The organism is Campylobacter concisus, assembly GCF_003048985.1.
GTDB lineage: Bacteria > Campylobacterota > Campylobacteria > Campylobacterales > Campylobacteraceae > Campylobacter_A > Campylobacter_A concisus_AY.
In genome coordinates, this window is record NZ_PIRS01000003.1 from 89495 (window position 1) to 102868 (window position 13374).

Sequence of the window (13374 nt, forward strand, 5' to 3'; positions counted from 1 at the left end):
TCATTTTGAAGGGAGAGATATGAAAAAAATTATTCTATCAGCCATCGTGGCTTGTGCTGCATTTGGTGCAGGTATGAACTACACAGATGTCGTAAAGGACGTATATGCTGACGCAAACTCAGCTAAGAGCATAGGCAGGCTGCTACCAACCAACGCAGTTGAAATTTTGCAAACAAGCGGCGACAGAGCGCAGATCAAAGTAAAAGGCTATCAAAATCCAGCCGTTAGCAACGTAGTTTATTTTGCTGATGGCGCGAGGATCATCTCAGTAGCATTTGCAAAAACTGCACCTTTTGATATTAAAGTGATAAAAGAGGGCAAAAACGGCAAATGGAACGAGGTAGAAACCACAGTTTTTGTTCAAAAAGATGGCTTTAGCACTGATGTAAATGCGATGTTTGCAAAAGCTGATAAGATGTATAAAGAGAGCTGTGGCGTTTGCCATGCGTTGCCTCAAACTACGCATTTTAATGCAAATCAATGGCCGTCACTTCTAAAATCAATGATCGGCAGAACCGCAATAGAGAAAAAAGACGAGTGGCTAGTTATCGAGTACCTACAAAAACACTCATCTGATGTAAATTTAGGCAAATAAGGAGAAACAATGAACGAGAACAGACGAGATTTTCTAAAAAAAGGTGCAACAGCGCTTGCAGCGACACCTTTGCTTTCAGGCGTAACAGCTTCAAATTTGTTTGCTGATGAGGTTAAAAAGGGCGTTGTAAAAAATGGCGAAACTCTTACAGCTGCTCACTGGGGCATGCTAAAAGTTACAACTAAAAATGGCATCGCTGTAAAGTCAGAGCCTATCCAAAAGACAAGTGAAATTTACAACCCACTTCAACACTACACACCAGATATGATCTATAAAAGTCGTATCAAACACACAATGGTAAGAAAAAGCTACCTAGAAAACCCAGATAGCCCAAAACCAGAGCTTCGCGGCATCGATGAGTGGGTCGAGGTGCCTTACGAAGAGGCGATCAAGCTAGTTGCTAAAGAGCTTAAAAAAACAAGAGCTCAAAAAGGCTTACAAAGCGTTTTTGCAGGCAGTTACGGCTGGAAATCAAGCGGCAATGTGCATAACTCAAGAATTTTACTTCATAGATTTATGAACCTTAGTGGCGGCTTTGTTGGCTCGCTAGGCGACTATTCAACAGGCGCTAGCCAGATCATCATGCCTCACGTTGTAGGTAGTATCGAGGTCTATGAGCAGCAAACTAGCTGGCCAGTAGTGCTAGAAAACTCAAAAGTCGTAGTCATCTGGGGCGCAAACCCACTTGCGACACTTCGCATAGCTTGGACAGCGACTGATGAGCAAGGCTTTAAATACTTTGAAGAGCTAAAAAACAAAAAAGATATCAAAGTGATCGTGATCGATCCTATCAGGTCTGAAACAGCACAATACTTCGACAAAGCTCAGTGGATCGCTCCAGTGCCAAACACCGACACAGCGATGATGCTAGGTATGATGCACTACCTATATGAAAGTGGCAAATACGATAAAGAATTTATTGAAAACTACACTTATGGCTTTGATAAATTTCTCCCATATCTACTTGGCAAGACAGACAACACTCCTAAAAATTTAGAGTGGGCGAGCAAAATTTGTGGTATCGACAAAGATACTTTAAAAGAGCTAGCTGATACATTTGTAAGCAACCGCACGATGCTAATGAGTGGCTGGGGCATGCAGCGCGCTCACCACGGCGAGCAGCCACACTGGGCTATGGTGACACTTGCAGCTATGATCGGTCAGATCGGACTACCAGGTGGAGGCTTTGGCTTAAGCTACCACTACTCAAACGGCGGCGCACCAACATGCAAAGTCGTAGTCATCGGCGGCGTAAATAGCGCAAGTGTGGGTAAATTTAACGAAAAAGGCGAGTTTATCGGCACTGATACGGGTGAGTTTGACAAACACGGTCGCTTCGTCGCAAAAGCAGCCGCAGTAGCAGGCACAGGTCAAAGCTGGCTACAAAAAGCAACCAACTACGCTTTCCCAGTAGCTCGTATCGCTGATGCGTTGCTTCACCCTGGCAAAGTGATAGATCACGACGGCAAAAAGATCACCTACCCAGACATCGACTTTATTTACTGGGTCGGCGGAAATCCACTTGTTCACCACCAAGATACTAATACAAATTTAAAAGCGTGGAGAAAGCCTAGAACGGTTGTCGTTCACGAAGCTTACTGGACACCGACAGCAAAGATGGCTGATATCGTCTTTCCAGTCACAACAGAGTATGAGAGAAACGACATTACTATGACAGGCGACTACTCAAACATGAACATCGTGCCAATGAAACAAGTCGTTGAAAAATACCGTGAGGCAAAAGATGACTATCAAATTTTCACCGATCTTTGCAAGGCTTATGCTAAAAATTTAGTCATAGCCTACACAGATAACGGCAAAGACGAATTTGACTGGATCAAAGAGTACTATGACGCAGCCTACGCTCAGGTCAAGGCTGTGCCAGAGCTTGCAAGCGATATGAAGCCATTTGAAGAGTTTTGGAATGAAAACAAACCAGTCACATTTGCCTCATCTCAAGATAGTGATAGTTGGGTAAGACTTGGCGAATTTAGAGAAGATCCTGTGCTAAACGCTCTTGGAACGCCTAGCGGTCTTATCGAAATTTACTCAGATACGATCGAGAAAATGGGCTATGATGACTGCAAAGCGCACCCAACTTGGTTTGAGCCGATCGAGTGGCTAGGCATGAAAGATAAACCAGCAAAATATCACATGATAAGCGCCCACCCAACTGACCGCTTGCACTCACAGCTAAGCCAAACTTCACTTCGTGACAAGTATGCTATCGCTAACCGCGAGCCAGTATGGATAAACGAAAATGACGCAAAAGAGCTTGGCGTAAAAACAGGCGATTTGGTGTGTGTCTTTAATGCTCGTGGCGAGGTACTAGCTGGTGCTCATGTGACTAAAAACATCAAAGAGGGCGTTGTAAAACTAGCTGAGGGCGCTTGGTATGACGGCTTTGATAGTGGCATCTGCAAAAACGGCTCTGCAAACGTGCTAACCATAGATATCCCAACAAGTAAGCTAGCAAACGGCAACATCAGCCACACAGCTCTTGTAAATATCAGAAAATATCAAGGCGATGAAGCACCAAAACTTACAGCGTTTTCTGAGCCAAAATTTTCTAAATAATTTCAAAGCAGGGGAGTGATCTCCTGCTTAAATTTATCCTTGCTTATAAAATATCTTTAACTACTTTTTCAAATTTATCTATTCATTTTCATAAATTTTAGAGAAAATTTAAATAATTTCTATTAATTTATATTATTTATTTGTAATTAATATTTTCTTAAAATCCTAAAATAGGGCATTTGTTTAGTAAAGTAAATTTATTATTGCTTAAATGTAATTTATATTTTCAAGTTATATTTAATTATTAAAGTAATAAAATCTGCCTTGTTTTTAGGAGAAATAGCCTATATATCGTATCTTGTAATGCAAAGGAATGAAAAATGAATAATCTAAGTATAAAAATAAAGATCCTACTAATTGTAATTTTAAGTCTTATTTGTTTAAGTGCAACAAGTATTTATATTTTAAATGGCGTTTTTAAGACTAGAAGCCAAGCTGTATCAAGCCTTAATACAGCCGAAGATATCATAAAACAAAGTGAATTTATCCATGAACTTCAAAAAGAGCGCGGTTATAGTGCAGGCTTTATAGCTAATGGCAAAGATGCTGATAAAAATTTAAAAGAGCAAAGAGCTAAAGTTGATGGCGTTTTGTCTAAGCTTTCTAACAAAGATGAACTCTCAAGCGAGCTTAATAGCATAAGAGCCAAAGTAGATAACAAAGAAAGTTTTGCTCTCATAGCTCCTAAATTTCACGATATGATCGAAAATACACTTATCTTTGAAAATTCCCTTGCAAGCAGCTCTGAGTCTGATATGAAAGATAACTTGGCTAGAATTTTTAGTATCTCAAAGATCAAAGAGTATTTTGGTATCACAAGGGCGGTGCTAAATGCTGCCTTTATAAAACATAACATCGATAAAAATACATACGTAAATTTGGTTTCATTTAACGCAAATATCAAAAATCTCTTAAATGACTACGTGAAATTTAACGCAGGCACATACGCAGACAGCTTGCAAAAAGAGATCTTGCAAAGTGATGAGTTTAAAAAGATAGATGATATCATCAAAAGTGCTATCGCCACTCCAGATGAGACAGCTGGCAAGATCGAAGCAGCTAGTTGGTTTCAAAGCATCACAAATTTGATCGATAATTTTAGAAACTATGAGCTTTATTTACTAAATGATATGAAAGATAAAGCTTTACAAGATATGAGCGAAGCTGGAAACTTAGCCGTTTCTATGGTCATTTTGCTTGCCTGTTTTATACTCTTGCTTGTTTTGGTTTCATTTTTTGTTGGTAAAAATATCATCTCAGGCATCGATAGCGTAAAGGGCGGTCTTGGCGAGTTTTTCTTATATCTAAACAACAAGACAAATTCTGCCAAACTTCTAAGCCTAAAAGGCAAAGATGAAATTTGCATCATGTCATCACTTATAAATGAAAATATAGAGGTTATCCAGACGGCAAAAGAGCATGAGAACACCTTCATCCAAAAAGCCAACACCTTTGTAAATGAGATAAAAGATGGCAACTATGAAGCAAGCTTAGAAGCTGATACTAATAACCCAGCTCTAAATCAACTAAAAAGCACATTTAAAGATCTACAACTTGCTCTTAAAAATGCAATCTCAAGTAACGGCAAAGACGTACTTGATCTACTAAACACCTATAAAAACCAAGACTTTACAAAAAGACTTGATGATGATGGTAAGATAGCAAGTGGTATAAACTCTCTTGGCATTGAGATATCTAAAATGCTAAATGACAATCTAAACCAAGCCCAAACCCTAGAAGAAAAAGCAAAACTTCTAGCTGAGTCAGTTTCTAAAGTAGCAAGCTCAGCAAACACACAAGCAAATAGCTTACAAGAAAGCGCAGCTGCAGTAGAGCAAATGTCTAGCTCAATGAATGCCATCTCTCAAAAGACAGCTGATGTTATAAGACAAAGTGATGAAATTAAAAACATCATAACTATCATTAGAGATATAGCAGATCAAACAAACCTTCTAGCACTTAATGCTGCAATAGAAGCAGCCAGAGCAGGAGAACATGGTAGAGGCTTTGCCGTCGTTGCTGATGAAGTTAGAAAACTAGCAGAGAGAACTCAAAAATCTCTAGGTGAGATAGAAGCAAATACAAATGTATTAGCTCAATCAATAAATGAGATGAGTGAATCTATAAGAGAGCAAAGTGAAGGTATAAATATGATAAATCAATCAGTTGCTCAAATAGATCACCTAACAAAAGAAAACGTTGTAATTGCAAACCAAGCAAATGAAGTAACATCAGAAGTAGATGAGATGGCTAAAGCTATAGTAGAGGATGTTAGGAAGAAGAGGTTTTAACTTCTTAATAAACAAACTAAAATTTGTTTAATGCAAACTACTGAATTTAATAAACTCCAACCTGGTTTAAGCTGGGTTGGGATTTAATCTTTTGAAATTTAATTCTTTAAATTCTAAATCTTAAATTTAATCTTTGTGCTTATCTATAAATTTCAAATTTAGCACTCAAGAATAATCTATCAAATTTTAAAATTTCTGATTACAAACTACAAAAATTTATTTTTACAAGAGAAGCTCGAGTAAATTTTAAAATTTCATGAGCGAGTAATTTCGGCTCTAAAATTTGAGCTAAGCGATAAGCGAAGTCAAATTTTAGTAGTCAATTCTTAGGGGTGAGTGAAATTTTAAAATTTGCAAAATAATAAATTTCTACTTTTAAAATATAGACTTTAATTTTTAAGCTCTTTTTTATTCAAAAGGGAGACAAGGGGACTTGAATTACGAAGCCGTCCCCTTATCCCCCTTTAAATCCCCTAAACCCCTCGCACGTTAGAAGTGGCATGCCTCAGTGCTTTGCACTGCATGCGAATTAAAACTCTAGCAAGTTTAAATTTAGGATATGGTGTGTTTGCTCATAAATTTTAAAATTTTAGAGATATTTATTATTTTATATATAAATTATATGTATTTTTATATGTAAAATTTTACAAAATTTCAAGTCTTGCGCTGATGTCAGCAACGCCTTTTGAGTACATCGCAGAAGTGACTATCGCATCGGCATTTGCATAATCTTTTGCGTTTGCCAAATTTACGCCGCCAGCTGCTAGTATCATAGTATTTGGTGAAATTTCATCTCTTAAGGTTGGTACGTTTTTGATAAGTTCTGGGCTAAATTTATCACACTGCACGACGTCGCATTTTGCTTTCAAAAGCTTGCCTGCCTCATCTAAATTTTCAGCCTCGACACAGATCTTTCGCTCGACCATTTTGGCTTTAAATTCTGACAAATGCGATAGAAATTCATCAAAGCTAGCGTAGGCTTTTATGTGATTTTTAAAGAAAAGAACGCTGTCGCTAAGTCCAAGCCTGTGCATACCGCCACCGCCTTCAAGCACGGCTTTTACGCAAAATTTCTTCGCAAATGGGAAGCTCTTTCTGGTTGCTAAGACTTCGCATTTTTCATTGACACTTTTTGCAACTTTTACCATTTTGTTTGTGTATGTTGCGATGGCGCTAGCATATTCTAGTGCGACTTGGGCTAGTTTCCAAGCCTTATGCACATCTTCGTAGCTACCATAAATTTTTATGATCACATCGCCAGCCTTGCAAATTTGAGAGTTTTTGATAAAAATTTCGCTCTCGCAGCCAAGTAGCCTTGCCACGCTTGCTGCCACATCTACGCAGCTAATGCAAATTTCATCACGCGAGTAAATTTCAAGCGAAGCTTTTTTATCGATATCTTGAAGCGACGTAGTGAGGTCAAAGTAGGGTAGGTCCTCGTTTATGTAGTCTAAAATTTCAGCGTCGCTTAGTCTCATTTTATCCCTTTTTTGAAGCGGTTTTTGCTTTTACGATCATCTTTTTAAAGATGCCGTTGTCGTAAAGTCCAGCGTGGTAAAGCGCAAAGCATGTAAATGCGATGCCAGAAGCTACGTGGAATTTTTTAACAGATCTATTTTTCATAAAAAGTGCGCTTAGGCAAACAGATGCCAAAGTGACGCTCATGCCGACCTTTGCTACTTGTCTATGGGTATTTAGATCTAGTAGTTTGCCGCTTATCTTTATATCTTTTCCCAAATTTTCTCCTTTAGTTTTTGCTCCAGCAGCTTGTGTTTTTGATGCCTAGACTCTCTGGGTCAAATTCTGGATTTTTACCAGCTTTTCTTTGAGCTTCGTAGTCTTTTATCGCTATTATCACCACTTTTGATAGCAAGAAAATGGCGATGATATTTATCGTAGCCATAGCTGCCATCGTGATATCAGCGATATTCCAAGCTAGTTTTAAGTTCATCTGAGCGCCTATAAATATCATAATCACTGCTGTGATCTTAAATGCTAGCGTTAAATTTTTGCTTTTTGTTAGAAATTTCATATTTGCCTGTGCGTAGTAGTAGTTGCCGATGAGTGATGTGATGGCAAATAGCACTACTGCAAGGGTCGTAAAATGTAGTCCAAAGTCGCCAAAATACTCTTTCATCGCTGCTTGAACAAGAGGTAGGGCGGTTAGCACTTCGCCACTTACGCCAGTTTGTTTTGTAAGATATGCTTGAGAAAAAAGCACGATCATACCAGAGGCGATGCATATCGTCATATCGATAAAGACCGCCATTGCTTGCACTAGCCCTTGTTTTACTGGGTGGCTTGTGTGAGCCGCAGCCGCTGCATTTGGCGCTGAGCCCATGCCGGCCTCGTTTGAGAAAAGTCCTCTTTTTATGCCTATTACGATCACGCTTCCAGCAAATCCGCCAAATATCGCTTTAAAATCAAAGGCGCTTTCTATGATCATCTTGATAACGGCTGGAATTTCTTTGAAATTTAAAACGATCGCGATGATAGCTAGCAGGATGTAAGTAAGCGCCATGAAAGGCACGATATATGAGCTAACTTTGCCGATGATGTGGCTCTTGCTAAAAAACATCACAGCCGTAAATGCTGTAAGGATAAGTCCGATGCCAATAGGCAAGCCGCTTTGTGCAAAGGTGATGTTGCTACCTGCTTTGTCGTAGTAAATTTCAAAAGCAGAGGTCATGGTGTAGCTTTGAAGCCCATTAAAACCATAAGCATAGGTGATGATAAGAATGATGGCAAACAAAGAGCCAAGCCACTTTATGCCAAGCCCATTTTTGATGTAATAAGCCGGCCCGCCTTTAAAGCCAAAGACATCTTTTGTCTTATAAATTTGAGCCAAAGTGCTCTCGATAAAAGCTGAAGCTGAGCCTAAAAATGCCATCAAGCACATCCAAAAAAGTGCTCCTGGACCACCTGCGACGATGGCAGCTGAAATTCCAGCGATGTTGCCGATACCAACTCGTGAAGCAGTCGAGATCATCAGCGCTTGAAACGGCGTTAGATGGTGCTTGTTATACTTATCCTTTTTCTCTACCAGAACTCTGCAAGCTTCAAAGAACATCCTAAACTGCACAAAACGGGTAAGGTAGCTAAAGTAAATTCCTGAAGCTACAAGGATGATAACCAAAAAATATCCATATAAAAAGTCGTTGGCTACATCCATTTTGCCGTTTAAAAAGTTTAAGAAATTCTCAAACACCATCTATCCTTTCAAATTTATTTTGACTTGATCTTCACGCCCTTCATTGAGTTGAGCAGAAGCCAGATCGTCGTGCCATTGTGAAGCATAGCAGTTGCTATTGGATTTAGCATGCCAAGCGTTGCGGCACTTAGTATGGCTGTATTTACGCCAACGGTTGAGCGGAAATTTGAGCTTATTAGCTTCATCGTCTTATTTGCGAGCTCTTTTGCAAGCGCCACGCTCATAATGTCATCTTTTAAAAGGCTTATATCAGCCGTTGCTTTAGCGATATCTGCACCTTTGTGCATGCTTATGCCAACATTTGCTTTTGTTAGACTTGGCGCGTCATTTATGCCATCTCCGACAAAGGCGACCTTTTTGCCCTCACTCTTTAACTCTTCGATGATCGCTGCTTTGTCCGTTGGTAAGCACTCAGCATATACTCTATCAAGCCCTAGCTCGCGCGCTACCTCTTCAGCCTTGCTCTTGATGTCGCCACTTAGCATAACTATCTCTTTTACGCCAAGATTTCGTAGTTTTGCCACCATATCTTTAGCGTTTGCTCTCATATCATCTTTCATAGCTATGACGCCAACAAGCTCTTTATCGTATCCCACGTAAAGCAAGGTTAGACCGCTTTGCAAAGCCTTATTTATGAGCGCTTCGTGAGCTTTAAAGCTTATCATCTCATCATCTTCTAAAAAGTGCCTACTGCCGATAACGACCTCTTTGCCGTGCATCGCAGTTTTTACGCCGTGAGCCACAATAAATTCAACCTCGTCGTGGTGGATATGACTAAATCCACGCTTGTTTGCAGCCTCAACTATCGCTTCAGCTACTGGGTGGAAGTAGTGCTCCTCGGCACTTGCGGTTAAATTTAAGATATCAGCCTCTGAAAATCCATCTTTAAAAGAGTAAATTTCAACCACACTTAGGTGTCCGTGAGTTAGAGTGCCGGTTTTGTCAAAGACAAATGTATCAACCGAGCTTAGAGCCTCGATCGCCTTTGCGCCTTTTATGAGGATGCCGTTTCTGCCAGCTTTTGAGATGCTTGACTTAAACGCAACTGGGGTAGCAAGCTTGAGCGCGCAAGAGTAATCAGCCTGAAGCACGCTTGCAACGCTGTTCATATTTTTATTTATAACATACGAAAGCCCAGCAAGAGAGAGTGTAACTGGCACTAGTTTATCAGCTAGTTTTAGAGCTTTTACACCGATGGCTGATTTTTCATTAAGTGAAGTTTGGATGTACTCTTTGATCCTTGCGGTTGCGGTGTCGCTACCTACGTTTTCAGCCCAAATTTTGATCCTGCCTTCATCGACAACAGTGCCACTTATGACGCGGTCGCCTCTAGCTTTTGCCACGGGTTCTGCTTCTCCAGTCATTGAGACTTGATTAACATCAGCATTGCCCTCGACGATGTAGCCATCAACGCCTATCGTCTCGCCAGCTCCGACTACTACGATGTCGCCTTTTTTTAAATTTTCGGTTTTTACCTTTTCAAGCGTCTTTTCACCGTTTAAATTTCGCTCGACCCAGACCTCTTCGATGTTTGGTTTGGCTAGCTCTTTTATGAGATCATCACTTCTGTGGCTAGCGCTTTCTTCCATGTATTCGCCGATATTTATCATCAAATTTGTGCTATTTGCAGCCAAATGATCGCCCATTGCAAGGCTAGTGCCAATAGCAGTTGCCTCAAGCACTTTTGAGGTGATGCCATCGTACCTTAGCTCTTTTGCACCTTCTATTAAATTTGGAGCTGTTGCGTAAAGAGTTACGGCTGATTTTAGAGTTTTGTTACTCATAAACGGCGTTACACCAAGTGCAGCAGCAGCTTTGTAGATATTTGCTTTGCTAGGCAGGCTCTCATCTTTTGGCTTGGTTGGAAAATCATAGCTTTTTATAAAATCTAAAATTTTCTCATAGCTCTTATCAAACTCGACGACGATGCTTTTTGCGTATTTATTTACACGCACGCTTCTTGCATCGGTTCGCTCTGAGATCGCAGCCTCGATAGCGCTGACATCGCTTCTGGCATTTAGGCTCTCGCAAATAAACCTTGCTCTGTTTTTGCTCTTATGAGCTAGAGTGACCTTATTTTTGTGAGTCAAGTTCAGCTTTGACATCTTCAAAACGCTCTTTTAGTTCTTCTATGCCAGCGTTTATTAGCTCGCCACCTTTGATGATCGCTTTAAATACGCACTCTTGTGCTTTTGGATTAGTTAGCACATAAGCTGCTATGCCGCCTAAAAGTAGGCCTTTTACAAAGCCAGCTGCGTTAAAATTTTCAGGTACAAATGGTAAATTTTGAGCTGCATTGTTTATTGCATTATCAACTGCACTTGGCTGAGTTGCTGCTGCGTCATTTGCTGCTACTTCGTTTGCGTTTTCTTCATTGATATAAGGGTTATTCATTATTTACTCTCCAATTTTATTAGTTCTTCAGCTATCAAAAGACCGCCGATGCCAGCTGCAGTAAAAGCCGCTGCGTTTAGATATTTTTTTTGCGCTATCAAATTTGAAGCGTGAATGCCAACAGCACCTACGAAACCACCAGTTACGGCGTATTTTGCTATCTTTTTAGCGACATCTTTTTTAGTTGCTCTGTTGTTTAGATAGTCGCTAAAGCCAAGCGCAGCCGCGCCCATGCCAGCGATCAAGGCTCCACTGATGAAGTGATCAAATGGGAGTCTTGTGTTTGAAAGTGTAAAAAGACTATTTTCTTGCATTCTCTATCCTTAAGCTATATCGTTTGGTGTGATAGCTTTTGGAGCTGCTGGCTTTTTAGCACGTGGTTTTCTTGTTTTTTTAACCACTTTTTCAGCCTCTTTTTCTACTTTTTTAACGCCACGTTTTGCTTTTTTCTCTTCTTTGACCATGAAGTCTTTTGCGTCTTTTGCGACGTTTTTACCTTTTTTATAAAGATCTTTTGCAGCCTCTTTGCCTTTATCTAAGCCATCTTTTGCGCACTCTTTGATCTTATCTCTTTTACTCCAAGCAACTACTGCTAAACCGCCTACTGCTAAACCTGCTAAAAATGGTAATGCCATTTTAAATCCTTTCTTTGTTTGATTTTGTAAATTATTCATCTTCTTCATCCTTATTTAAATTTTTGCTAACTACTGAAATGCCTAATGCCCCAAGCGCAAGCCCGCTAAAAAACGAGAAATTTGGGTTGTTTGTGATCTTTGCCAACTCGCTTTTATCAGCCTTGCCACTTGCGATATTTTGCAAGCTTTTAGTTATCTCATTAAAGTCATTTTGATAGCTTTCTAAAATATTTGTTATGCCATTTTGCTCAAAATTTTGCGAAATTTCATTTAAATTTAGCTCATTTTTTGCCTCACATCCGCTATAAATTTCTTTTAAGCAGTGCTTTAAAGAGGTGATGTATTCGTTATTTGAAGTAGCCCAAAGTCTAAAAAACAGATCTTTTAGCTCCTCATCGTCTAAGCTTTCACAAAATTTTTCATACATTTTGTTTAGCTCATTTTCATAGTTTAGTGCCTCTATTAGCGCATCTTCTTTATTTTTTGCTGGTAAAAAGATAGCTTCATTTTCGCAAACAAGCTCATACTCATGCGCACTTGCAAATTTCTCTATCAAGATGATCGCATTTTTTCTCACACTTGCGATTTGATCAAATACTTCGCCAAATGAAGCTAGGCTTTCATATAGCCTAAGTGCGTTTTTTTCGCTCGTATAAGAGGCGTTTAAAAGCTCGTTAAGCATATTTTACTTCTCTTGCTACTTCATTTACTTTAGCTGAAATTTCTTCTAAATTTTGCCCTTTTAATAGATCCTCCCAGAGATTTTTTGGGAAAATTTCATGATCGTATTCGATCGTTACAGAGCCGATTATCTTGTTAAATTTAACATTTTTTATGCCATTTATCTGAGCGATCATGTCATCTAAACTGGCTAAATTTACGCTGCTGCTTAGCTCTTTGATCTTTGGGCTAACCCTTACTCTTAGTCTGCCATTTGTGTGAGCTATCATAGAAAAATAGCTTGCAACTTGTGCTAAAGTTTGTGTTTTTATATCCATTTTCATCCTTTTATTTTGTCTGCGTATTATCTAATCTGTAACTTAAACAAATCTGAAATTTTTTTGTCTTTCATTATCAAAAAGTAAAACGAAATGATAAATTTAAATCCCATTTTTTGCTTGGCAATCACTGCAAATTCCATAAAGTATCATCTTATGAGACTCTGCACTAAATGACCTTTGGCTACAAATTTGATCTTGTCTTTGCTCTATCATCTCATCTTCAAAATCAACCACTTTGCCGCAAATTTCACATATCAAGTGATCGTGAGAGGATTTTAAATTTAGCTCATAATTTTTGACACCATTTTGCTCAAAACTATTTGCCAGATGGTGCTCTTCAAGAAAATTTAAAAAGGTATATATAGAAGTCATTGAAATTTCATTTTTGTAAGTTTCATAAATTTTTTGACAAATTTCTTGAGCATTTAGATGTGACTTGCTTGCAAAAAGCACACGCAAAATTTGCTCTTTTATCTCAGAGCCTTTTTGATTAAAAGCTTTTAAAAACTCGTTAAAATGCTTGAAAAATAGTTCAAAGTCTTCCACAAAATCCCTATCAAATTGATAATGAAAGTAGAAATTTTACAACTTTGCTACTAAAAAATGCATAAAATTTCTTACGAATTTAAAGTAAAGTATTTTATAAGCTTCTTTTGGTATAGTTTCGCAT

At 38.9% G+C, this 13374-nt stretch carries 13 protein-coding genes and 1 pseudogene; 4 read left to right on the plus strand and 10 right to left on the minus strand.

Annotation, left to right across the window (positions count from 1 at the left end):
- Positions 1–19 precede the first annotated feature (19 nt).
- The 4 genes and pseudogenes from CVS91_RS03190 to CVS91_RS10655 all read left to right on the plus strand — a co-directional run bounded on the left by CVS91_RS03190 (position 20) and on the right by CVS91_RS10655 (position 5463).
- Entirely contained in the window at positions 20–595 is a 576-nt protein-coding gene (locus CVS91_RS03190; protein WP_002942837.1) for a cytochrome c, read from the plus strand.
- Between the two features lie 9 nt (positions 596–604).
- Entirely contained in the window at positions 605–3172 is a 2568-nt protein-coding gene (locus CVS91_RS03195) for a molybdopterin-dependent oxidoreductase (RefSeq protein ID WP_107830268.1), read from the plus strand.
- Between the two features lie 320 nt (positions 3173–3492).
- Positions 3493–4293, plus strand: a pseudogene (locus tag CVS91_RS10650) (nitrate- and nitrite sensing domain-containing protein); the annotation flags it as partial.
- A gap of 579 nt (positions 4294–4872) precedes the next feature.
- The gene (locus tag CVS91_RS10655) at positions 4873–5463 is read left to right on the plus strand and encodes a methyl-accepting chemotaxis protein (RefSeq protein WP_265094389.1); all 591 of its coding nucleotides are present in this window, start codon (positions 4873–4875) and stop codon (positions 5461–5463) included.
- A gap of 644 nt (positions 5464–6107) precedes the next feature.
- Here CVS91_RS10655 and modD read toward each other — a convergent pair.
- The 10 genes from modD to CVS91_RS03250 all read right to left on the minus strand — a co-directional run bounded on the left by modD (position 6108) and on the right by CVS91_RS03250 (position 13250).
- Positions 6108–6941 (minus strand): ModD protein, encoded by an 834-nt coding sequence (gene modD, locus CVS91_RS03205; protein ID WP_107830272.1) that lies wholly within the window; start codon positions 6939–6941, stop codon positions 6108–6110.
- A 1-nt stretch (position 6942) separates the two neighbouring features.
- Positions 6943–7200, minus strand: coding sequence for a helicase (locus CVS91_RS03210; protein ID WP_103558457.1), 258 nt, complete (start codon positions 7198–7200; stop codon positions 6943–6945).
- A gap of 10 nt (positions 7201–7210) precedes the next feature.
- Positions 7211–8674 carry an alanine/glycine:cation symporter family protein gene (locus CVS91_RS03215; protein WP_103575572.1) on the minus strand — a complete coding sequence of 488 codons (1464 nt, stop codon included), beginning with the start codon at positions 8672–8674 and terminating at the stop codon, positions 7211–7213.
- Positions 8675–8688: 14 nt separating this feature from the next.
- The gene (locus CVS91_RS03220; RefSeq protein WP_413784149.1) at positions 8689–10779 is read right to left on the minus strand and encodes a heavy metal translocating P-type ATPase; all 2091 of its coding nucleotides are present in this window, start codon (positions 10777–10779) and stop codon (positions 8689–8691) included.
- On the minus strand, positions 10748–11068 hold the full coding sequence (locus tag CVS91_RS03225) for a hypothetical protein (RefSeq protein ID WP_012001864.1): 321 nt from the start codon (positions 11066–11068) through the stop codon (positions 10748–10750). The genes CVS91_RS03220 and CVS91_RS03225 overlap by 32 nt, the downstream gene beginning before the upstream one ends.
- Positions 11068–11382 (minus strand): hypothetical protein, encoded by a 315-nt coding sequence (locus tag CVS91_RS03230; RefSeq protein WP_009293949.1) that lies wholly within the window; start codon positions 11380–11382, stop codon positions 11068–11070. Before CVS91_RS03230 ends, CVS91_RS03225 begins: the two co-directional genes overlap by 1 nt.
- 9 nt (positions 11383–11391) lie before the next feature.
- Positions 11392–11703, minus strand: coding sequence for a hypothetical protein (locus tag CVS91_RS03235; protein WP_035142523.1), 312 nt, complete (start codon positions 11701–11703; stop codon positions 11392–11394).
- A gap of 31 nt (positions 11704–11734) precedes the next feature.
- A complete protein-coding gene (locus CVS91_RS03240; protein WP_103613929.1) occupies positions 11735–12385 on the minus strand; it encodes a ferritin-like domain-containing protein in 651 nt (216 codons plus the stop codon).
- The gene (locus CVS91_RS03245) at positions 12378–12701 is read right to left on the minus strand and encodes an HMA2 domain-containing protein (protein WP_002942231.1); all 324 of its coding nucleotides are present in this window, start codon (positions 12699–12701) and stop codon (positions 12378–12380) included. The genes CVS91_RS03240 and CVS91_RS03245 overlap by 8 nt, the downstream gene beginning before the upstream one ends.
- 102 nt (positions 12702–12803) lie before the next feature.
- Entirely contained in the window at positions 12804–13250 is a 447-nt protein-coding gene (locus CVS91_RS03250) for a Fur family transcriptional regulator (protein ID WP_107830276.1), read from the minus strand.
- Positions 13251–13374 lie beyond the last annotated feature (124 nt).

Excerpts from the sequence above, each read along its gene's own strand:
- CVS91_RS03190 (WP_002942837.1), top strand. The coding sequence starts at position 20 with ATGAAAAAAATTATTCTATCAGCCATCGTGGCTTGTGCTGCATTTGGT.
- CVS91_RS10655 (WP_265094389.1), top strand. The coding sequence starts at position 4,873 with ATGCTAAATGACAATCTAAACCAAGCCCAAACCCTAGAAGAAAAAGCA.
- CVS91_RS03240 (WP_103613929.1), bottom strand. The coding sequence starts at position 12,385 with ATGCTTAACGAGCTTTTAAACGCCTCTTATACGAGCGAAAAAAACGCA.
- CVS91_RS03215 (WP_103575572.1), bottom strand. The coding sequence starts at position 8,674 with ATGGTGTTTGAGAATTTCTTAAACTTTTTAAACGGCAAAATGGATGTA.
- CVS91_RS03220 (WP_413784149.1), bottom strand. The coding sequence starts at position 10,779 with ATGTCAAAGCTGAACTTGACTCACAAAAATAAGGTCACTCTAGCTCAT.
- CVS91_RS03235 (WP_035142523.1), bottom strand. The coding sequence starts at position 11,703 with ATGGCATTACCATTTTTAGCAGGTTTAGCAGTAGGCGGTTTAGCAGTA.
- CVS91_RS03195 (WP_107830268.1), top strand. The coding sequence starts at position 605 with ATGAACGAGAACAGACGAGATTTTCTAAAAAAAGGTGCAACAGCGCTT.
- modD (WP_107830272.1), bottom strand. The coding sequence starts at position 6,941 with ATGAGACTAAGCGACGCTGAAATTTTAGACTACATAAACGAGGACCTA.
- CVS91_RS03245 (WP_002942231.1), bottom strand. The coding sequence starts at position 12,701 with ATGGATATAAAAACACAAACTTTAGCACAAGTTGCAAGCTATTTTTCT.
- CVS91_RS03225 (WP_012001864.1), bottom strand. The coding sequence starts at position 11,068 with ATGAATAACCCTTATATCAATGAAGAAAACGCAAACGAAGTAGCAGCA.
- CVS91_RS03230 (WP_009293949.1), bottom strand. The coding sequence starts at position 11,382 with ATGCAAGAAAATAGTCTTTTTACACTTTCAAACACAAGACTCCCATTT.